Source organism: Nostoc sp. NZL (assembly GCF_015714705.1).
Lineage (GTDB): Bacteria > Cyanobacteriota > Cyanobacteriia > Cyanobacteriales > Nostocaceae > Nostoc > Nostoc foliaceum_A.
Genome location: NZ_WBKL01000062.1, coordinates 108,753 through 130,055, shown reverse-complemented (window position 1 = coordinate 130,055; position 21,303 = coordinate 108,753). Strand labels below are relative to the sequence as shown.

Below are 21,303 nucleotides of genomic sequence, written 5' to 3'. Positions count from 1 at the left end.
CTTTCACATCCTCATCTTGCTACAGATAACTCTGGGGAACGCGCTGGCTCCCCTATCAGTTAGATATTTTTTTATTGGAAGTTCCTGAGTTCACTTTGGTACTTGAGGATTTGGCGTTGGACAAGTTTTATTAGCAAAATCACACTGATAAATATAGGGTTCTTGCCAACTCACGGGAATTTCTAATAAGTCTCGCGTTCCTGTCATACCTTGTCCAATAAATAGCAACAAAGCAATGCAGTTTAAAATCGTATGGACGATGCGCCATCGATTGGACTTATCTTGATAAATATCTTGAACAATTGCCAATGAAAAAATCATTAGCAGTGCTGCGGTAATGCCAATATAATAATGTGACCAATACCACTCATTAGTGCGGCGATATACTCCATCCTGACAGCCTAGTATTACTAAACCTGCACCAGTTAACGTAGCAAAAACTGCCCGCCATACACGCTGTTTTGCCCGATAAAGTAAAACTAAAGAGGCGATAGTAGCAGCAAATATTAACAGAATAAAAGCAAACTGAAAAGGTGTTTTATTCCATAACTGATTTGTGATAATATTTTTGCCAATAGGGTAGCTTAATCCGATTAAAGTTAATCCGACAACTGCACTTGTTAGTCTTTCACCTAACTGCTTATGTTCTCCACCCACCACTGGAGGAATTTTGCTCTTACTCCCGGCTAAAATTTGCAATCTGCGTTGGCGTGTTTGCCAAGCAAAATTAACCACTATACCGATGAGTGGGAAGACGAATATAACTGCGATCGCTGGATGTAAAAGACGTATAAAATCTGTTATTTCCATACAACACCTTTAAATGAATCATTAAATTCATGTCAAATGGCAATATAAAGCATTTTACTATCACTTAAATTAATTTCAGATGAGAATCTGTTGAATATTTATTTAATTGTGTTATTGTTAAACTTTTAAAAAAGCAAATAGGTTAATAATTCATAAAAATTTATAAATTTTGCAAATAGGTTTTCTACCCATATACATGAAACATATACATTTCCATACTATAAACTTGCAGATAACTTATTATTAGGTGGAATATTACGTCGGCGTAATTTAGTCATTTTAGCCAATTTCCAAACTGAATAATATTTATCACTGTAAACAATATCTGTCTTTAATTTATACTTTTTTTCGATTTTTTCATGCCAAGTGTCTGAAGGATTTAATAAAAATACATCAGCAAAACCATCAGGTATTTTAGGAATTTTTTGGTTGTTTACCAACAGAAAACGCACTTTTGGTTCTAAAAGATAGCTGAGAGAAAAAACATTCCCATAATTATTGCCCAAAGCATCACTAATTAAAAGTGGGCGAGTTGTCTGATTGATGATTTGGGCAACTTGTGGATTGCCATAGCTCATACCCTTATTCCACCAAGTTTCTGCCTGGGAACTCACCTTAGAAGAAATCAGACCACAAATAATCACTAATGCCATGATTATGTGCCAAATGCTCCGGCGTGACAAGCTCCCATTATATAGTTGCGTAGCTAGTAGGTAAGCAACAGTCACTTGGATTCCTAAATAAGATGGTATTAAATATGCTTCAGTAGATGATTGTATACCCCCAGCATTTGACAGTATTAGGGGTAGCGCCGGCACTACAATCAATGTGATGAGAAAAAACCAGACTTTATAATTAGTTGTTAGACAAAGAAAATAAATTGAATATCCTACCAAAATTAAAAAAATTGATGTAATTAAATAGTTAAAAGAATTATCTGGGTTAAGGTCTATATCAAAGAAAATCCTGCTTAACTGCATCAGCAAAAATGGAAAAACAGGCATTAAGTTTGACTGTGTTATTGTCTTATCTGCTGAAATCAAAAATTGAAAAAAGTCACCCATTACAATTGTTATCCAAGGCATGAAGGCTAAAAAACCTACCAGTGATGCTAAAAGATAAGTTCTGACAGTTTCAGTCAACTGAAATTTGGCAGTAAGCATCACATAAATTCCGTGAGCAACTGCTACAAATACACTCCAAAGAAATGTATAAAGACTGATGGCTAAAGTTACTGCATAAATGCTCCAAATAGCGAATAAATCTGGTCGTTGCCGTTCTTTCACAGGCTCATTTTTATCTTGTGATTCCAGCCGCATTGCTCGCAGTAAAGACGCACTAGATAGCAATATGGTGACTAACCAGAGGATATATTCTTGTGCTTCTTGGGCATAAACCAAGTGAATTGGAGAAATTGCCATGAGTGCGATCGCTACACCAGGAACCGATAATGGTACATTAAATAATTCTCGGCATAGCCAATAAACACAAGGGAAAACCAGCAAACTGATGAAGGCAGATAAACTCCTAATCGCCGTCACCGAATTACCAAATATTTCCATCCACAATTTGGCTATTATGTAATAAAACGGTGGATGGTAAGGATCTTCTTTTGCCAAAGTCATAATCGTGGCATTTAAGCTTTTTTGTTTATTGGCACCTTGAAACTGAGCAAAGCTTTCTCCAGTAATGACACGATTATTAAAAATTTCCTGTTTTGCTTGATTAATTGTGTAACCAGAAATCCGCAATGAGGTATAAATTTCATCATGCCAGAAAACTTTGCCATCAAGGTTAAAAAACCGAAACAATATACCCATTGCCAATAAAAAAATAATTAAAAATCGCAACCAACTCGGAGCAAATTTGAGATGGCGCATAAGTAGTTTTTCCAATAATTTGTCTAAAATAATCCAGTTAGGTGCACTGGATGAAGTGACATAGCTACGCCCATTGTAGACATCGCTAGTAATTCTGAGCCTGTTTATCAGACATTGCAAACGTGCTTTGACTGAGAGTCATTTGATTTGAAATATTGGCAATAAATACCTCTCTTCTATTAACTCTGAAAACAATTGCACAAGGTTGTATCAAATACGGCAAAACAGGCCTTAATTTTACAGATAAGATGTAGATGGAGGTAAAATATCACAAATAGTACTATTCCTATAGTCTGTGTTGTGCACTAGCAAGAGGACGCGGACTTTGTTTCTGTAGCCGCGACTGAGCGTCGTTAGGACAAAAGAGAATTTTTACAATATTTGGTAACGCCATCTATCAAAATCTTTACTATTAGATATAGTTAAAAAATCAATAGTCTTAAAATGTCTATCAATGGCTGGAATACTGCATATTTTAGCTCCAATATTCAAGTATGCCTGCAAAATTTTAGGAATTTCAACATTATATGGATCTGGACAATTTTGAGATATTTCTAGACAAGATTGTGGATTGGGATAAACCAAAATACTTGGATGCATCAAACCATTTTTCTGAAAATAATCATAAGCGCAACTAGCTTGCGAAGGACATTGTGTTAGTAATGATGCACAGCCAAAAAAATATTGGTTTCTACTCCAAATGAGATAATTTGCTAGCCCTTTCCATAGCAATAAAAGTGCCTGACTGTTGCGGTATTCTTTAGCTATACATGCACGCCCAACTTCAACTGATGCTTGAAGCACAGAATTGGGAATTGCATTAAGATTAAATATATCGGCAGCATCAAAGCCTAGTGTTTGAGAAGCCATTGTATAGGTTTGCATCCGATAAGTTCCAATTGTTTGACCTGTTTGTTTGGACATCAGGATTAAATGATGACAAACCGCATCAAACTTATCTATATCCATCTGGGTAAAGTTAGAAGCAGAAAATCCCAAGCCTAGTTCAAGATTAAAAACTTCAAAGCGCAACTGAAAAATTGATTCTAATTCTTCTTCAGTTGATGCCAAGCGTAGGATATATTTTTCAGTTTGAAGGACGGGAAAATCTTCAAGAGGCGGAGGAGGATTCAGTTGGTAATTGATGTTGCGTCCAGAAACTTCCATCTATGTTCCTACTTAGATTTGCGAAAATATCCTACTAGGATTTAGGCACTATACAAATAGCTCACATTATGCGTTAATGTGTCAAAGCGTGATTGAGACGGTTTTCGCTAAAAGAACCTCTAAAGAGCTTTTTTACTCTCTTGAATTAGAGGTAGAGTGCTTTTATTATGGACATTAATTCCGAAAAAATCTGGCAATAAGATACAAAATTTTCCTTTGATATACGCTATAAATGCAAGTCAGCAAAGAAAGTCAAAATCAGGGCAGAAAGCCCCCGGATAAATCCAGGGGCTTGGATAATTTTAGCTGCGATGCTTGCAGTGAGCGTAGCGATCGCCTATGGGGGCGGGTACGCGATGTCTACGACGGGCTACGCCTATGCAATCTGCGGTAAATGCACTCTACAATACTTAATTAATTACGGTGATTATTGCTGTAGCGAACCCTTGTACCTGCCCAAAGCAACTTCTCCCGCAGCGTCTGATAGTAGGAATTGTTCTCGCGCAAAATAATAAATTTAGCCCGACAATCTGCCATCCGCACATCAACGCGGTGTCCCGGCCAAATTGAAGTCCCCAATACCCCATCTGTCCACAGTTTGGTACTCAAATCGTAATCGCCCAAAGGCCAAATACTTACCACAGAACCAGGGGGCAAAACGAGGGGGCGACTAGAAAGGCTCATTGCACAAATAGGAGTGATGGTAATCGCCTCCATGCCATCATGCATAATTGGCCCATTAGCAGAAACAGTGTAACCAGTAGAACCTGTAGGAGTAGCAATGATTAACCCGTCCCCGACGTACTGATCGACTACCTCACCGTCAATTTCCATTTCCAGAATTGAAGTAATCATCCGGTCAGCGGAGGCGGGTTTGACGCAAAATTCATTCAAAGCCAGGTAATGCTCACTAACTGGTTCTAAATTAGACCCATGACCCTCATACACCGCAGCTTGTAACATCATCCGCCGTTGGATAGCATAGCGATCCTCAAACAGTCGATCCCAAATTTTCTCAGTATCCTGAAACTCTTCTACTGACTCAGTTAAAAACCCCAGATGACCTCCCACATTCACTCCCAGAATAGGGATGCCTGCTGGGGCTAAATGTCTGGCACCAGTTAAAACAGTACCATCGCCACCGAGTACCAAAGCGAGATCGATTGGTTGACCCGCAGAAGCCAAAAAGACAGGATAGGGGTTGTCTTTTGGCCCGCTAGGCCCCATCAACACATGGCACTCGCGGCTTTCTAGTTGTTTAGCACAGATTTCTGCCCATTCTTTACTTCGGGCATCCCGCGCTTTATAAGCAATGATTACCTGCTTGAGTTGCACGCACAATTACCACTTCAGGAGATTAAACTGCTCCATATCGACGGTATCGCGGTTGCGATAAATGGCAAGCACGATCGCTAAACCCACCGCCGCCTCGGCTGCGGCCACGGTAATCACAAATACTGTGAAAACCTGACCCTTAATTAATGTTGAGTCGAGGAAGTTGGAAAATGCCATTAAATTCAGATTAACAGCATTGAGCAGTAACTCAATTGACATCAGCACCCGCACAGCATTGCGGCTGGTAATTAAACCGTAGATGCCAATGCAGAATAAAGCTGCTGCTAGTAATAAAAAGTACTGGAGTTGCATGAATCTGAGTATCCCTCCTGAAAAAATCTGGCTATTTATCTACGACTCAGGTCGTAAATATTACTCTTTTGTTTCGCTAGTTGTTGATACTAGTTCTCTGGGGCGTTCTTGCAAAGTCAAAACAGTTTGCCCCAGTTTGGATGGTGTCAACAGGTCTGGCAAATACTCGCGGCGTGCCAAAATAATTGCTCCTACCATTGCTATCAGCAGCAAAATGGAAGCCAATTCAAAGGGTAGTAAAAAGTCAGTGAAGAAATGTTCTCCAATTAAAATGATAGAACTTTCACCACCCGCCACAGGAGGAGTTGAGTAGGCCCAAGGAGTAGCCAGAACCATTGTGCTTAAAAGACCAAACAATCCTACACTGACTAAACCAGTCAGTAATTTCCGCACCCAAGAGTTGGGAAATGCTACAAAACTCTCCCGCTTGTTCACCAACATAATGGCAAACAAAATCAATACGTTAACCGCCCCAACGTAAATCAGTATTTGTGCAGCTGCAACAAAATCAGCATTTAGCAACAGGTAGATTCCCGCTATGCTGATGAACACGCCGCCTAGCATAAAGGCTGAATAGACGATGTTGGAGAACAGCACCACGCCAATGGCCGCCCCAATCATCATCACACCCAATATGCCAAGCGATACAAACTGTACTCCTTCTGCTAGATTCACTGTTTTTTGTCCTTAGTCATTGGTCATTAGTCATTGGTCATTGGTCATTGGTCATTGGTCAATTGTCATTAGACAAAGGACGAAGGACAAATGACAAATTACATTCATTTTTCTGTTTGTTCCACCAGGTCTTCTGGACGCGCACCCGCACGCGGTGCATCTGCGGGCAGTCCATGTGGTTCGAGGACGCCCTTGGGTAGGTAAACTAATTCGCGCAGTGGTGTCACCATTGGGTCATCTGTTACTTTGTAGGGCAGACGACCTAGCGCTACGCTGTCATAGTTCAATTCATGGCGATCGTAAGTGGAAAGCTCATACTCTTCTGTCATAGATAGACAATTAGTTGGGCAAAATTCCACGCAGTTACCGCAAAAAATACAAACCCCAAAGTCAATGCTGTAGTGATTGAGTTTTTTCTTTTTGCTAGCTTTGTCGAATTCCCAATCTACTACAGGCAGGTTAATGGGACAAACGCGAACACAAACTTCACAGGCAATGCACTTATCAAATTCAAAGTGAATCCTACCGCGAAACCGTTCGCCAGGAATCAGTTTCTCGTAAGGGTACTGTACGGTAATCGGACGCCGCCGCATATGATCGAAGGTAACAGAAAGTCCCTGACCAATGTAACGCGCAGCTTGTACCGTTTCTTTGGCGTAATCACCAACTTGTTTCAGGAACTTTAGCATTTTTTGTCTCTCTTTTAAGGGGATAAAAGTTAGGAGTGAGGAGTTAGGAGTGAGGAGTTAGGAGTGAGGAGTTAGGAGTGAGGAATGAGGAGTTAATTAAAAACTCATAACTCATAACTCATAACTTATAACTCCTAACTCTTAACTCTCTCATTACCCGCCGAAGGCGAAGGGAAAGGCTAGTTTCAGGGCGGCAGTTAATAGGAGATTAACCAAACCAACTGGCAACAAAAACTTCCATCCTAAATCTAACAATTGGTCAATCCGTACCCGTGGCACTGTCCAGCGCAACAGGATGGCGACAAACACTAGTAAATAGGCTTTAAACACGGTCATCGTGATCCCCAAAGCAGCAGTTACTATCTGGAACACGGGATTTAGTTCACTGACTCCCAGCCAACCAGCGATGAGGTTGAGGGGAATGGGAAAGTCCCAACCGCCCAGGTAGAGAATTGCTACTAGTAGGGAAGAAAGGATCAAGTTAACGTAAGAACCCAGGTAGAAAAGACCGAATTTCATACCTGAGTATTCAGTCTGATAGCCTGCGACAATTTCTTCTTCTGCTTCGGGTAAGTCAAAGGGTAATCGTTCGCATTCAGCTAGGGCGGCTATCCAAAAGATCAGGAAACCGATTGGTTGTCGCCAAATGTTCCAGCCCAGAATGCCGTAGCCAGACTGTTGATTAACAATATCAACGGTGTCGAGGCTGTTAGACATCATAGCGATCGCTAACACCGCTAAGGCCAAGGGAATTTCATAACTAATAGATTGCGCTGCTGCCCGCAACCCCCCTAAGAGGGAGTATTTGTTATTAGATGCGTAGCCAGCCATTAACAAACCAATCGGTTGAATGCTTGACAAGGCAATCCACAAGAATACGCCCATACCCACATTGCTAATTACGATGTTCTGCCCAAAAGGGACGATCAAGAATGACAGAAACACCGGAATCACAACAATAATTGGGCCAAGGGTAAACAGCCAGGGGTCAGATTTGGCTGGTACTATATCTTCCTTAAATACCAACTTCAATCCATCTGCTACAGGTACTAGTAACCCAAAAGGACCCTGGTATTCTGGCCCAATTCGCTGCTGTGCAGCGGCGGAAATTTTTCGTTCTAGCCAAGTAGCAACTAATACCCCCACTGTTGCCCCAATCAGCATCAGTATCATTGGCAGTGGCATCCAAATTGCTTTGGCTGTTCCTGCTGGTATACCTAAATCCCGGAGGGATTCAATAAAAGTTCCTTGGAGGTCAATTCCTGAGTTCATGTTTCCGCTCTTTAAGACATCGAGTCATGGTGAGTTACAACTATTAGTTGAATTAATACCTGTAAATTCACCTATTTTTAATTTTTGCCCAGATGACGCTTGATTGAAGATTTGTTGCTAATTCCCATGCCTAGTATATCCTTGGATGGTTTTAGCCCTCTGAAGCGAGATGAGAACTTCTACTTATGGTTGGCATTGAGATTGGCTAATAAATCCTCAGAATTTGGGGAGCAGGGGAAAACAAGGAAGAAAATTTTACTTTGTCCTCCTTGTCCCCCGGCACGACAACACAAATACTCCGCTTCCCTTTTGGCAACGGTTGTCTGCTTTGTGAAATTTTCTGCTTCCCCAGAACTGGGGACTGACATGACTTAGTAATTTTAGACTGTCGATTTGAGATTTTTTGGTAAAAGCACCTTGTTTTCACTAAGAAAAAGAATCCAAAATCTAAAATCCAAAATTGCTTAACTGCCAGTTAACGTTGGTCAATGGGGGTATAAGTAACTTCGTGCCGACCGTTGTAAACCTGGGTAGGACGGAAAATCCGGTTTTCTGCTAGTTGTTCTTTCCAATGGGCTAGCCAACCAGCAACGCGAGCGATCGCAAATATTGGCGTAAACAAGTCTGTGGGAATACCCATCTTCCTATACACCAAACCTGAGTAAAAGTCAATATTGGGATAAATCCCTTTGCTACCGAGTTTTTCTCCTACCACTCGTTCCATTTCTTGAGCAACGTCATAGAACTTGTCATAGCCAAACTTCTCAAACAGTTGCTCTGCTAGTCCTTGTAAGATTATGGCTCGTGGGTCTTTCACTTTATAGACACGATGTCCAAAACCCATAATTTTGGATTTAGTTTCTAGACAATGCTCTATGTAGGGACGGACATTTTCCACAGTGCCAATTTTTTCCAACATCTGAATTACTTCTTCATTGGCTCCACCATGCAGAGGCCCACCTAAAGTTCCAACGGCACTAGCAACCACAGCGTAAGGATCAGTCAAGGTGGAAGCTGTCACCCTGGCACTGAAAGTGGAAGCATTCATTGTATGCTCGACTTGAAGTATCAAGCAGATATCAAAAATCCGCGCCATCAGAGGATCGGGTTCTTGCTCATTGAGCATGTATAGAAAGTTGGCGGAGTAGTCTAAGTCATCACGGGGACGTACCGGGTCATTGCCTTTTCGCATCAGTTGGAACGCCGCCACCATTGTCGGAATGGTTGCTATTAGGCGCACCACCGAATCTCGAATGTAGGCAGGATTATGTAAATCCCGGAGCGAATAAAACAAGCCTAAAGCAGCAGCAGAGGCTTGCAGCGCATCCATTGGGTGACCGCTTTCTGGAAAGCATTTCATCATGTCCCGAATGCGGTACTTTATTCGCCTGTGGTAACGAACTTCATGCTCAAATGTTTCCAGTTCTTCTTTGCTTGGCAGTTCGCCCCAGATTAAGAGATAAGCAGTTTCTAGGAATGTACTTTTTTCTGCTAGTTCTTCAATCCGGATGCCACGATATTCTAGTATTCCCTTTTGCCCATCAACATAGCTGATACTTGATTGAGCGGCGGGAATGCCTTCTAAACCAGGCTTGTATTCGCACACCATCATGGCAACACCATTCGCTTTGTGAAATATCTGATCAAGCTAACTTACCAGAAATTTATTGTCGCCATAACAGTAGCCGTTCTAACAACAATAGAAAATGTTGAAAAACTGTTATAGCAGGTACTTGGGTGGTGTCAACCAAAACATCTGACTACGACCCAGAGGAGAACCTGTTTCTGGTAGTTTTATCCCAATCATACCTGCTTTTTTCAAGACTAAGCTTTCTTTGACTTCTCCCCATAGGAGAATTTCTGCCCAATTGGTCAAATCAGGTTCGTGTCCAACCAGCGCCAGTTGGGTATTTTGGGAATAATTTCTTGGCTCTAACCAGTCTTTTAGCCAACTAGAAATTTGACCATCATGGGCGAGGTGGCTAGATTCCTCTAACTGGGAGCTTAGTTTTTCTGATATGAGGATATCAGCCGTTTGGCGGGCCCGCACTAAGGGGCTGGTGAGAATCAAATCAAAGCTTAAACCCAATTTAACAATTTTCTGAGCAACTTTCTCCGTTTTTTGCCTTCCTTCTTTGGTAAGGCTGCGCTCCTCATCCTTGATGCCTAATCCCTTGTCTTCAGCGATACCGTGACGAATTAAATATAGTTCCATACTTTTAGTTTTATTAGCGTAGCGGGGCGTAGCCCGTACTTAGTTAAAATTATCGTCTGGTGTGAATTAACCTATCCTAATCTCATTATTACGTATTCGTTTCTCTGCCATCTGTCTGGTACAGTGCAGTGTTACACGTTCTAAAATTATTGGTCAGCATTAGGATAAAAGTCTAAGTCTAAAATATTATCGACAGTAAAGGGACAGATGATCGCAAAGTTATCCTCTGATAAACCCGTTTCCACCATCGCCTCTCGCCGCGATCGCTGATAAGTAGTATTAATCCACTCGGCATCATTTAAAAAGAGGTGCAAGCTAGGACTTTCTTGCAGTAATTCATCTATATTCAGTATTCAGTCGCTCACTGGTAATGGTCACTTGCCAACTATGACTGCGACGTTCTGGTTGATACTTCCACTTCAGCAAATGCGACAACACCAACCGCAACGCACTTTGCAACGCCCGTTGTTGACTCTTACCCAAGTCCACCACTTCCTCAATTAAGTGTTCTAAATCAAGCGTGTCCCAGTGGTGCGTAGGCGTAGCCCGTCGTAGACATCGCAAAAGCTCTGCTGTCTGCTCTACCCACGCACAAAAATCTTGCTCATACAGAGTTTGTAACATTTGCAATTCTATAGACTTCATGACGCTTCTTTTTAGCAAATAAAATAGGTAGGCGCAATTTATATTTGTGCCTACCTACTTAACATTAAGCATGAACTACATCCTCAATCAGTTCAGCCTCTGTGAAAAGATCAAAATTCCCGACTTTTCTCAAAAGTCGGGAAATATGTTTATCACAAATGACTTAGGGATGCTATCTGACCAAACATTTTGACTGCTGCATGAGTTAGGAGTTCTCTCCATCTCCTTAATCTCCTTCTACTCCGACTGAATCGGGTTATCTCTGGGATTAACCAACCTCAGCAGTTTTTGTTTAATTTGAGCATCGAATACTTCCCATTTCATTTTCGCATAGGCGGAATTTTCGTTGCTGCCAGATAAGAAGCCCATCGGGATTTCAAAGCCGCCTGCGCTTGTCCTTCCACCGCCAAAAAAGCGCCCTGCACTATCTTGTCCAAAGGCTTCTTTGATGAATTCATCAGGATCAAGGGTAAGTTTGGTGGTTCTCAGGGAGCCGATGACTATTTCCAGTTCATCGTCTTCATCGTGAACAATGCCATAAACTACTGCGGTGTGGACGTTTTCTTCGGTGACAAGAAAATCAGCCGCTTGGGGGATGGCATCGCGGTCATCATAGCGTAAGTAACCAACACCAGCGATAGAAAAGTTATTTTGGACGATGCGATTTTTCAGCGATCGCTCGATCACATCCATTACCCGCTTGGAACGGTTCGCCTGTAAAATGGCGTTTAGCAGTTGAGCATCATAAAATCGGCTTAAATACGCCGCTGCCATAAAGTCTTCTTCTTGCGCTTGCATGAGCCGATTTGTATCAGATCGCAAGCCGTGCATCAAGGCAGTGGCACATTTGACGTGTTGATTTATGCTGGTATCTAATGCCAGTAATCCCGTCTGGAGGTACTGGGTAAAAATTGTTGCTGTTGCTCTTACATAAGGGCGGATATCCTCAAACTCTGAGTGGAGATCACCTTGTATACTGTGATGATCAACTAGTACCACTAGGGGAATTCCAGCTTGCTGCACCGCTGACAGTAGCTGTGAAGTGGTTCCCTGGTTATCAATTAGTACAAAACCTTGATAAGATGACAAATCTTTGGTTTTCAAAGTTTGCGGTGTCCAACGTTGGATTGGTAAGTTAGTTAGCCTTACCAAAGCAATATTTTCTTGATGGCTCAACGCACCAGCATAAATTATTTCACATTTGATATCATATTGCTGGGCGATTAACTGATAAGTCCAAGCACAGGAAAGGGCATCAGGGTCAGGAAAATCTTGCAGAATTACCAGTTGGCGATCATGCCGATGTGCCAGAAGGGTTTTTTGCAGTTCTTCTGACTTTTGTTGTGCCAGCGAATTACCACGCTGACTGAGATATATAGCCCCATCACCTACCGATGGCGGTAATGACGGACTCTTAAATGCAACTTCCACTGGCGCTTTCTCGATTTCAGGTTCCTCTGGGTTTGGCTCTGTGGTCAATGACAAACTCTCAAACTGAGTAACAGGCGAATTCAAGTACATAGGGAACTTTTTTAAAGTGTGAGGCTCCTTTAATTCAGAAATACTACGATCAGCAATTCACTGAATTTAGCCACATTATTCTGATCTTCGCAAAAATTTCAAGACATTGCACTATACATCTAAGTATATTTTTTGTCAGTAACAGCGCTCAACAATAAACTAAATTCCATGAGAGTGCGTATAGGTGCTGGAGGCAAAGAATTTTAGTATATCGGGCTGTATCTGACAGCATAAATTTCTTTTAAGAGCTTTTTTCTCTTACCTAAATTGAATCAACTGAATTTTTATCTGGCTTAGGGTGTATTTTCTATTTTATACTTTAGAATTAGTCCTTGATATTAGAAATATTCTTATGCTTAATATTCTCATCATTGTGACTATTGAGCAATTAATAATTATTTTTGATGAACAACGCGTGTTTAGTATCCCCTTTGAAAATTCTGAAAATTCTGATAATTTAGAGCGAGCCTAGTGGAAGAAGGCAAAAGCCAGGAAAGATGAGGAGCAAGGGGGAAACCCATACACAAATGTAGAAGCATTGAGCATTGACAGATTGTGCCTGTCTACGAGACGCACTCGCCTTCGTTGCAAGCCATATAGCCGACAATTTTTAAACGCTCCATAACTAAAGTTATTGGTTATGTCCCAAAGCAAGAGGTTATTTTTTCTTTCCCCTTTGCTCCTCTGCTTTTTTGCTCAAAGACCTATAACATATTTTTGCCACTCTGTGTGCAGTCCACTCTTAAGATGTTTGCTGACTTCAAAATAGAGGCTGCTATAAGGTTGGCGTGGGGGATGACGCAAAGGCATATGAGCTTCGTGGGGAGTGCGACTGCCTTTTTTGACATTGCAACGGACACAAGCGGTCACAATATTCTCCCAGCTATCGCCCCCGCCGCGCGATCGCGGTATTACATGGTCTAGAGTCAACTCATCCCCTGTGTAACCACAGTATTGACAGGCATGACCATCACGGTGCAATATATTTCGACGAGTCAGAGGAATTTCTTTATAAGGAACACGCACGTAATGACGTAACCGGATCACGGTCGGCAACGGGAAATCCGAGTATAGAAATTTGCCGTTGTGTTCTACGTGTTCTGCTTTGCCCTTAATTAACAGAACCACAGCACGACGCCAACTCGTTATATTGAGAGGTTCGTAAGAGGCGTTTAAGACTAAAACCTTCCCCATTTATCTGCGCTCAGGGTATTAGTTTTACACTAAGTTTTACATATATTAACACAAATATACCCTGTTAGGGTGATGAGAATAAATTATACTTTCGGGATAATTCGGAAATTAAGTTATTAAGTTTAAACTTCTAAATTCACAACTTTTAACTTTTACTTTACTATCGCAATATCTTGTATCAATTCCAATATGAAGGGTAAACTTCCTATTTAATCTGATCTCGCTTTTATGAGCGTGTATAGATAGATAACTTGGAAGTTTAGCCGTGGTGGGATAGGAGTCAGTACAAATGTTAAGTCGCAAACAAATCCCTGGTGTAGTTCCTAATCAGCAGTGCGACCCCTACGCGTGGTTTTCGCAACGAGCTTGGGTAGAAATTGATTTAGGGGCGTTGTCGTACAATATACAGCAATTGGTACAGTTTTTATCGCCAGGTACCCAGTTGATGGCAGTGGTAAAAGCCGATGCGTATGGACATGGAGCGGTAACAGTCGCCCAAACTGTAATTCAATCGGGAGCTAGTTGGCTGGGAGTCGCTACAGTACCAGAAGCAATTCAATTGCGAGAAGGCGGGATTCAAGCACCCATTTTGATTTTAGGGGCAACTCATACACCAGAGCAGATTCATGCGATCGCACATTGGAAACTTCAGCCCACACTCTGTAGCCCTAAACAAGCTTTGGTATTTTCCAATATCCTAGAATCTATGAATCATGGTTCTCCAGTGCCCGTACACATCAAATTAGACACGGGAATGTCTAGGTTGGGAACCGATTGGCGGCAAGCTGGCGAATTTGTGCAATTAGTGCAGCGGTTACCACATCTTTCTATTGCCAGTATTTATTCTCATTTGGCAACAGCAGATGATCCTGATCCGACGGCAATGGAAGAACAGCATAAACGATTTGAGGAAGCGATCGCTCAAATCAAAGCAATGGGAATTGAACCGCCCTGCTTGCATTTGGCAAACTCAGCAGCTGCACTGACAAATTCGGCATTGCACTACGACATTGTGCGAGTAGGTTTAGCTGTTTACGGACTCTACCCAGCCCCGCATTTACAAAATGCGGTCGACCTCAAGCCCGTTTTGCAACTTAAAGCGCGAGTCACCCAAGTCAAAACAATTGCCCCAGGAACTGCTGTCAGCTACGGTCATAAATTTATTGCCCCGCGTGAACTTCGCCTCGCTGTCGTGGGAATTGGCTATGCTGACGGTGTGCCTCGTAATCTTTCGAACAAAATGCAGGCGTTAATTCGCGGTCAGCGGGTTTCGCAAATCGGGACAATTACAATGGATCAATTGATGCTGGATGTGAGTGCTATACCCAATATCCAAGAAGGCGAAGTAGTAACCTTGCTAGGGGAACAGGGAAAAGAACAAATTTCAGCGGACGATTGGGCAGAACAACTAAACACTATTTCCTGGGAAATCCTCTGTGGGTTTAAGCATCGTCTGCCTCGTGTTGCAGTTATGTAATTGGGTATGGGGCATAAGAAATTAATTTTTCCCTTGTCCCTCATTCTTTATTCCCATAAATGATTTCTTATGGTATGATAGTAAACTGATGCGGATGTGGCGGAATTGGCAGACGCGCTAGATTTAGGTTCTAGTTCCGAAAGGAGTGAAGGTTCAAGTCCTTTCATCCGCACTTTTAATGAATTGAATTGCCTTATCTAGGCTGGTAATGAAACTTGAGCTAAAACTTCAGGGATACTTACCAGCCTATTTAAATTTTACATAAATAGGACTTACGCATAAAAGATCCTCTTTTTAAGGAGGAGTGCGCTACGAGAACGAAGTTTCAGGTTTTAAGTGCGTAAGTCCTGCTAAATAAAAATATGTTCAGCCAGCATAGTTTCAAATATAAAGAACGTGGATTTAATAATCTACAATTTTCGTAGGTAGGGTGCATTAGGGGTGTAATGTACCATTCCAAGTGCTTTTGGTGCGTTATGCTGTCGCTACAAAAAATAACTTTTGCATTCTCTTTAATCGACATTTTTAAGTTTAAGCTCATCCCACCCCTAAAAGAGGATGGGATAACACGTGCATACTGATAACTGATGATGGTTGACAGTTAACAGTCATCAGTCAGGCCCGGACACCCTTTGTTCGCACAGCGTCTCGTAGAGAAGAAGTGGGCTTCCCGCCGCCTTGGTGAATATTAAAAAATTAATTTATTATTATCAAAAAATCAGTATTATTGCTGTGGTCAACTTGAAGTTACTCAATGCAAAGTGGCTTCATTATAGTCCTTAGTTGGTTAAAGACTGGGTTTTACTTAAGTGTAAATACAGAAGTTCAAATATATTACTATTTACAAAATCAGTATTATTCCTGTGGTCAGATTGGGGTTACTCAATGGAAAGTGGCTTCATCTAGTCTTGACATTTTTATGTCTTATTCTCCGAAGATGTCTGTAAATCTCAGTAACAGGAAGTAAATTAATAATAATTTACGAATTTACTGAGATTTGATCTTTGAAAATAACGCTGTTCTCGTTGAGTTTCACCACAAACCCTAAATAAAAACTGATGTACTTAAAAATACAAAAGTTTGATATTTTTTACCTGATTTCAATTGTGAAATCACTCTGTATGAAATTAGCCTACACGTATCGAATTTAGCTGAAGTAAAAGCAAAATGAGCACAACTCCTATAGGTAGCTACAGGTTGTTCCAAAAACTACATCCATTATCTCTGTTGGCACAATTAACCAGTCGGCGTGCTACAGGGTGCTTAAACATATTTACTGGAATAGTTTCTTGGTCAATTTATCTAGAGGACGGTAAACTTACTTATGCCTCCTATTCAGATAAACTGTTTGAGCGGCTTGACAGTCACTTGCGACGCTTGAGCCAGCAAATTCCTGCTCTCAACAGCGCCACTCGCGTGCAGATGCGGCTGATGTTTGAGACGAAGAATGAACATCAATCAATACCAAATGCAGATTACCAAGCTATTTGTTGGTTAGTAAATCAGGATTATATTACTTCTGTACAAGCAGGAAGCTTGATAGACGAATTGGCAAAAGAAGTACTGGAATCATTTCTGTGTTTAAAAGAAGGTAGCTATGAATTCAGCCCGGAAAGCTCTTTAGATAAACTACCAAAATTCTGCTGCCTGGATTTGCGGTTACTTGTTGAACACTGTCAAAAGCAGTTACGAAATCGGCAAAATATCCAGTCATCAATACCGGCTGGTGGGGGTTCCCAAGTTTTGTCTAAAACACAACCGTCTCAAGTTCAGCCACAACTGCAAATAAAACTTGGGCAAAAGTTGCCGATACCAATCAATTTTGATATTCCTGAGAATAATAAAACTACTCAGCCAACTGTTAGCAAAAAACTATATACAATTGCCTGCATTGATGATAGCCAAACAGTTTTGAATTCTATCAAACACTTTTTGGATGAAAACACATTTTCAGTTGTGATGATCAACGATCCAGTAAAAGCTTTAATGCAAATTCTTCGGAGTAAGCCCGATCTGATTTTGCTAGATGTTGAAATGCCAAGTTTAGATGGCTACGAACTATGTTCCTTATTACGGAAACATTCAGCTTTTAAAAATACACCGATCATTATGGTGACTGGTAGAACAGGATTTATCGACAGGGCAAAGGCTAAAATGGTCAGATCATCAGGATATTTGACTAAGCCTTTCACCCAATCAGAATTGCTAAAAATGGTTTTTAAGCATCTTGGTTGATTTAAACAAGGCAAATAAAAATAAAAAAATATGTTTAATTTATTTTTTTAGGAGATTTAGTAGTGAGCCTGACTTTGCTTGGCACAATTCTGATTGTAGAAGATTCTCCCAGTGAATTGGAATTAATGAGCCATTATCTCAAAGAGAGTGGTTATAACGTAATTAAAGCAAGTGGTGCAAAAGAGGGTTTAGAAAAAGCTGTGTTAGAAAAACCAGATGCGATCGTTACTGATGTAGTAATGCCAGAAATGAGTGGATTTGAATTATGTCGTTCTTTGAGAAGAAATCCGATTACTGCAAAAGTGCCGATTGTAGTTTGTAGTTCCAAAAATCAAGAAATTGATCGTTTATGGGCGATGAGACAAGGTGCAGATGCCTATATAACTAAACCTTACACCCGCGAACATCTCTTACGTACTATTAAATCAGTGGTAATTTGAATCAATGACTAGTACCAACATTACACTTCCTTCAAAACCAACCCAAAATAACTTAGCAGACGGTTATCTGAAGTTTCAGCTAAATCAACAGACTGCTGCTGTTTTATCAATGAAACATACGCAAGAAGCAATTCTTGTACCTGTTGAATCTATCACCTCAATGCCCAATATGCCCTCCTGCATATTAGGATTAATGAATTGGCGCAGTCGGATAATTTGGGTAGTTGATTTGCCAAGAATGCTCAATTTAGAATCTATAGATTATCGACTGCGGCAGTACAATGCGATCATTATCCAAGTGGAATCTTTAGTGTTGGGCTTAGTTGTCCAAGAAATAAAAGGTACAACTAAATTCATCGCTGATGATATTCATTCTCCTATAGGACAAGTGGCATCCAGCTTAGTTCCTTATTTATGTGGCTGTGTTGTGCAACAAGAAGAAATATTATTAGTATTAGATGCACAAGCAATTGTACAGTCTTCTATTCTCCGCAGTGATTAGGGTCTATTACTAAAAAAAAGATTTTTAGTGTTCTTATTCACATAGTTAGGAGAACTACTTTTATGTTTAATAAAACCAACACGAATCAAGGGAGTGGTGCTCAAAATCGAGCATCCCTGATTTCATCCCAAAAAATTACTGGTAGCTTAGTAAAGCTACCAACTAAGACTACTAGTGAAACGGCTAATAATTCTTCCCTAAATCAGGCTATTGGCTCTTTCACAAGGCTGGGATTGGTTAAGAAAGCGACTATTTTAGCGATCGCAATCGGTACAATACCAGTATTGGGCATCGGCGCGATCGCTTTTAGTTTTGCCAATAAATCGATTACTAAGCAAATTACTCAATCTCAACAAGCCGAAGCCATTGATTTAAGTGATAAAGTTAACCGCTTCATGCTGGGACGCTACGCAGATATTCAGGTAATATCAAACTTGCTATTTTTGACAAGTCCCCAAGCTAGTGTCAGTATCACTACTCAGCAAAAACAAGCAGTTCTAGATCGAGTTGTCGAAGCCTACAAAGCTTATGACAGTGTTGCTGTTTTTGATCGCCAAGGTAACTTGATTGTCCAGTCCACAGGCGAACCATTAGAAAACCAAAAAGACCGTACTTATTTTCAAGACGCTTTGCAAAAAGATACTCCTGTTATCAGTAAGCCAGAAGCAGCAAAAAATACTGGTGTAGTGAGTATTTATATAGCTGCACCTGTGAAAGATACAAGGACGGGCCAAACTATTGGTGTGCTAAGAGCGCGTATGCCCGTAAAATCTTTAGAGGAAGTAGTCAAAAACTATGTAGTCAATGGGCAACAATACCATTTGCTCGATGCTTCGGGAACAGTTTTCTTGAGTCCACAAAAGGAATTATTGGGGAAAGAGGCAAAGGAAGAGTATTCTAGTTTACCCAAACTGCTTGCAGCTAAAAAGCTAAATAGTTTTATAGAAGTTCCCAAAATTTATAAAAAACAAGAACTAGTCAGCTACGTCCCAGGTAGTACGCTAGACGGCTTACCCGATTTAAACTGGCAGGTACTTTTATCCACAGACACAGCAACTGTATTTGAGCCGCAAAGACAATTGTTGTGGATTATAGCCATCGGCACAGCAGTGACAGCATTGATTGTAGCTGCGATCGCATCTCGGTTAGCTAAACTTACTACACAGCCAATTCTCAATGCGACTGCGGCATTAGCAAAGCTTGGTCAAGGTAAATTCAATACCCGTCTGGAAATCGAAAGAGAAGACGAATTAGGGTTATTGAGTGCAAATATCAACCAGATGGCCGAACAATTGCAGGTCTTAGTTAAGGAACAAGAAGTAGACGTTGAAGGGGCAAAATTACTAGCAGATATTACCCTACGAATTCGGAAAGTTCTCAAAACTGAAGATATCTATCACGCAGCAGTGAAAGAAGTTCACCGAGTGCTAAAAACAGACCGGGTAATCATTTATAGTCTGAATCCAAATACTTGGGATGGCGTTGTCGTTGCTGAATCAGTAACTGGTAATTGGCCGGAAATGCTCGGAGTGCAAATTAACGACCCCTATTTTCGGGAACGTTATGTAGAAGCTTATCACGATGGACAGGTGCAAGCAGTTGCCAACATTCATCAAGACCAAAGCCTGAAAAATGCCAACGGTTACATCCAACTTTTGGAAAAATTTGCTGTCAAAGGTAATTTGATCGTACCGATTCTTGCCCAAGAGCAACTTTTAGGCTTATTAATTGCTCATCATTGCGAAACTCCTCGTGTTTGGCAACAGCCAGAAATTGACTTGTTTCAACAGATAGCAACTCAAGTCGGCTATGCCTTAGAACAAGCCAAGTTATTAGAGGAGATAGAGCAATCTAGGAATGTTGCGGTAACAGGTTCAGATGAACAACAGCAAGAAAAAGAAACACTGCAACAACAACTTTTACAACTACTCAACGACGTAGAAGGTGCAGCCAGAGGCGACTTGACAGTGCGTGCAGACGTAACCGCTGGGGAAATAGGCACTGTTGCCGACTTTTTCAACTCCATTGTGGAAAGCCTCAGAGATATTGTTACCCAAGTTAAACAAGCTGCTATCCATGTGAATAGTGCCATTGGCTCTAACGAAGGAGCCATTCGCCACCTAGCAGAGGAAGCACTCACCCAAGCTGCCGAAATCAACCGCACCCTCGATGCTGTTGACCAAATGACCCAATCCATGAAAGCCGTAGCCGAAAGCGCCGAAAAAGCTGCTTTCATTGCCAACAATGCTGCTCACACCGCCACCAAGAGTGGACACGCGATGGATTTGACAGTACAAAACATTCTGTCTTTGCGGGAAACCGTTGGTGAAACTGCTAAGAAAGTGAAACGTTTGGGAGAATCTTCGCAACAAATTTCTCGCGTGGTTTCCTTGATTAACCAAATCGCTATTCAAACTAACTTGCTTGCGATTAACGCCGGTATTGAAGCAGCGCGTGCGGGTGAAGAAGGTCAAGGTTTTGCCGTAGTGGCTGAAGAAGTCGGCGAACTAGCAGTCAGGAGTGCGGCAGCAACCCAAGAAATTGAACAAATTGTTGAAAATATCCAACGCGAAACCAGTGAAGTAGTGCAAGCAATGGAAATAGGAACCACCCAAGTGGTAGAAGGGACTCGAATTGTGGAGGAGGCTAAACAAAGTCTGAGTCAAATTTTGGATGTATCATCTCAAATCGACTCCTTAGTACAGTCAATTTCCACTGCAACTGCATCTCAGGTTGAAACATCACAAAGTGTTAGCCAATTAATGAAAGATATCGCTGCAATATCACAACGCACTAGCGATTCTTCTCGCCAAGTTTCCGAATCTCTGCAACAAACCGTGGAGATTTCCCAGCAGTTGCAAGAGACTGTCGAGGCTTTCAAAGTTAGTTAGTGGTCATCTGTCAGTTGTTTGTTTTTCACTACTTACTACTGAC

Annotated in this window: 21 protein-coding genes and 1 tRNA gene; 7 read left to right on the top strand and 15 right to left on the bottom strand. The window is 41.3% G+C overall.

Annotation, left to right across the window (positions count from 1 at the left end; all coding sequences use genetic code 11):
* Nucleotides 1-90: 90 nt before the first annotated feature.
* From F8R90_RS08865 to F8R90_RS08855, 3 genes are all read right to left on the bottom strand, one after another.
* Nucleotides 91-810 (bottom strand): DUF4079 domain-containing protein, encoded by a 720-nt coding sequence (locus F8R90_RS08865; RefSeq protein WP_196510438.1) that lies wholly within the window; start codon nt 808-810, stop codon nt 91-93.
* A 218-nt stretch (nt 811-1,028) separates the two neighbouring features.
* Nucleotides 1,029-2,690 (bottom strand): glycosyltransferase family 39 protein, encoded by a 1,662-nt coding sequence (locus tag F8R90_RS08860; protein WP_196510437.1) that lies wholly within the window; start codon nt 2,688-2,690, stop codon nt 1,029-1,031.
* Nucleotides 2,691-3,062: 372 nt separating this feature from the next.
* Nucleotides 3,063-3,857, bottom strand: a complete 795-nt coding sequence (locus F8R90_RS08855; RefSeq protein ID WP_196510436.1) for a GNAT family N-acetyltransferase — start codon at nt 3,855-3,857, stop codon at nt 3,063-3,065.
* Nucleotides 3,858-4,089: 232 nt separating this feature from the next.
* On the opposite strand from F8R90_RS08855, the gene F8R90_RS08850 reads away from it, so the two are divergent.
* Nucleotides 4,090-4,251 carry a hypothetical protein gene (locus tag F8R90_RS08850; protein WP_196510435.1) on the top strand — a complete coding sequence of 54 codons (162 nt, stop codon included), beginning with the start codon at nt 4,090-4,092 and terminating at the stop codon, nt 4,249-4,251.
* 20 nt (nt 4,252-4,271) lie between these two features.
* Here F8R90_RS08850 and F8R90_RS08845 read toward each other — a convergent pair whose 3' ends face one another.
* From F8R90_RS08845 to F8R90_RS08795, 12 genes are all read right to left on the bottom strand, one after another.
* A complete protein-coding gene (locus F8R90_RS08845; protein WP_190890173.1) occupies nt 4,272-5,192 on the bottom strand; it encodes an NAD(+) kinase in 921 nt (306 codons plus the stop codon).
* 6 nt (nt 5,193-5,198) lie between these two features.
* Complete coding sequence (gene nuoK / locus F8R90_RS08840) at nt 5,199-5,504, bottom strand: NADH-quinone oxidoreductase subunit NuoK (protein ID WP_006199065.1); 306 nt, start codon at nt 5,502-5,504, stop codon at nt 5,199-5,201.
* A 60-nt stretch (nt 5,505-5,564) separates the two neighbouring features.
* Entirely contained in the window at nt 5,565-6,179 is a 615-nt protein-coding gene (locus F8R90_RS08835; RefSeq protein WP_190890174.1) for an NADH-quinone oxidoreductase subunit J, read from the bottom strand.
* Nucleotides 6,180-6,283: 104 nt separating this feature from the next.
* The gene (gene ndhI, locus F8R90_RS08830) at nt 6,284-6,868 is read right to left on the bottom strand and encodes an NAD(P)H-quinone oxidoreductase subunit I (protein WP_190890175.1); all 585 of its coding nucleotides are present in this window, start codon (nt 6,866-6,868) and stop codon (nt 6,284-6,286) included.
* A gap of 153 nt (nt 6,869-7,021) precedes the next feature.
* Nucleotides 7,022-8,140: an NADH-quinone oxidoreductase subunit NuoH gene (nuoH, locus tag F8R90_RS08825; protein ID WP_190890177.1), complete on the bottom strand. Its 1,119-nt coding sequence runs from the start codon at nt 8,138-8,140 to the stop codon at nt 7,022-7,024.
* Between the two features lie 179 nt (nt 8,141-8,319).
* Nucleotides 8,320-8,508, bottom strand: a complete 189-nt coding sequence (locus F8R90_RS08820) for a hypothetical protein (RefSeq protein WP_196510434.1) — start codon at nt 8,506-8,508, stop codon at nt 8,320-8,322.
* A 107-nt stretch (nt 8,509-8,615) separates the two neighbouring features.
* The gene (locus tag F8R90_RS08815; protein ID WP_196510433.1) at nt 8,616-9,752 is read right to left on the bottom strand and encodes a citrate synthase; all 1,137 of its coding nucleotides are present in this window, start codon (nt 9,750-9,752) and stop codon (nt 8,616-8,618) included.
* Nucleotides 9,753-9,860: 108 nt separating this feature from the next.
* Nucleotides 9,861-10,355, bottom strand: a complete 495-nt coding sequence (sixA, locus tag F8R90_RS08810; protein ID WP_196510432.1) for a phosphohistidine phosphatase SixA — start codon at nt 10,353-10,355, stop codon at nt 9,861-9,863.
* 146 nt (nt 10,356-10,501) lie between these two features.
* Nucleotides 10,502-10,669, bottom strand: coding sequence for a DUF29 family protein (locus tag F8R90_RS33375; RefSeq protein WP_269141743.1), 168 nt, complete (start codon nt 10,667-10,669; stop codon nt 10,502-10,504).
* 22 nt (nt 10,670-10,691) lie between these two features.
* The gene (locus F8R90_RS33370; protein ID WP_269141742.1) at nt 10,692-11,000 is read right to left on the bottom strand and encodes a DUF29 domain-containing protein; all 309 of its coding nucleotides are present in this window, start codon (nt 10,998-11,000) and stop codon (nt 10,692-10,694) included.
* Between the two features lie 237 nt (nt 11,001-11,237).
* Nucleotides 11,238-12,521, bottom strand: a complete 1,284-nt coding sequence (locus F8R90_RS08800; protein ID WP_190890184.1) for a DHH family phosphoesterase — start codon at nt 12,519-12,521, stop codon at nt 11,238-11,240.
* A 696-nt stretch (nt 12,522-13,217) separates the two neighbouring features.
* Nucleotides 13,218-13,715 carry an HNH endonuclease gene (locus F8R90_RS08795; RefSeq protein ID WP_190890185.1) on the bottom strand — a complete coding sequence of 166 codons (498 nt, stop codon included), beginning with the start codon at nt 13,713-13,715 and terminating at the stop codon, nt 13,218-13,220.
* A gap of 289 nt (nt 13,716-14,004) precedes the next feature.
* Between F8R90_RS08795 and alr the strand changes: the two genes are divergently transcribed.
* From alr to F8R90_RS08765, 6 genes are all read left to right on the top strand, one after another.
* Nucleotides 14,005-15,192 (top strand): alanine racemase, encoded by a 1,188-nt coding sequence (gene alr, locus F8R90_RS08790; protein WP_196510431.1) that lies wholly within the window; start codon nt 14,005-14,007, stop codon nt 15,190-15,192.
* A gap of 90 nt (nt 15,193-15,282) precedes the next feature.
* A tRNA-Leu gene (locus F8R90_RS08785) sits at nt 15,283-15,364 on the top strand.
* A gap of 995 nt (nt 15,365-16,359) precedes the next feature.
* Nucleotides 16,360-17,427: a response regulator gene (locus tag F8R90_RS08780; RefSeq protein ID WP_196510430.1), complete on the top strand. Its 1,068-nt coding sequence runs from the start codon at nt 16,360-16,362 to the stop codon at nt 17,425-17,427.
* Nucleotides 17,428-17,489: 62 nt separating this feature from the next.
* Complete coding sequence (locus F8R90_RS08775) at nt 17,490-17,867, top strand: response regulator transcription factor (RefSeq protein ID WP_069071198.1); 378 nt, start codon at nt 17,490-17,492, stop codon at nt 17,865-17,867.
* A gap of 4 nt (nt 17,868-17,871) precedes the next feature.
* Entirely contained in the window at nt 17,872-18,369 is a 498-nt protein-coding gene (locus F8R90_RS08770) for a chemotaxis protein CheW (protein ID WP_196510429.1), read from the top strand.
* 62 nt (nt 18,370-18,431) lie between these two features.
* The gene (locus F8R90_RS08765) at nt 18,432-21,260 is read left to right on the top strand and encodes a methyl-accepting chemotaxis protein (protein WP_196510428.1); all 2,829 of its coding nucleotides are present in this window, start codon (nt 18,432-18,434) and stop codon (nt 21,258-21,260) included.
* The last annotated feature ends 43 nt before the right edge of the window (nt 21,261-21,303 follow it).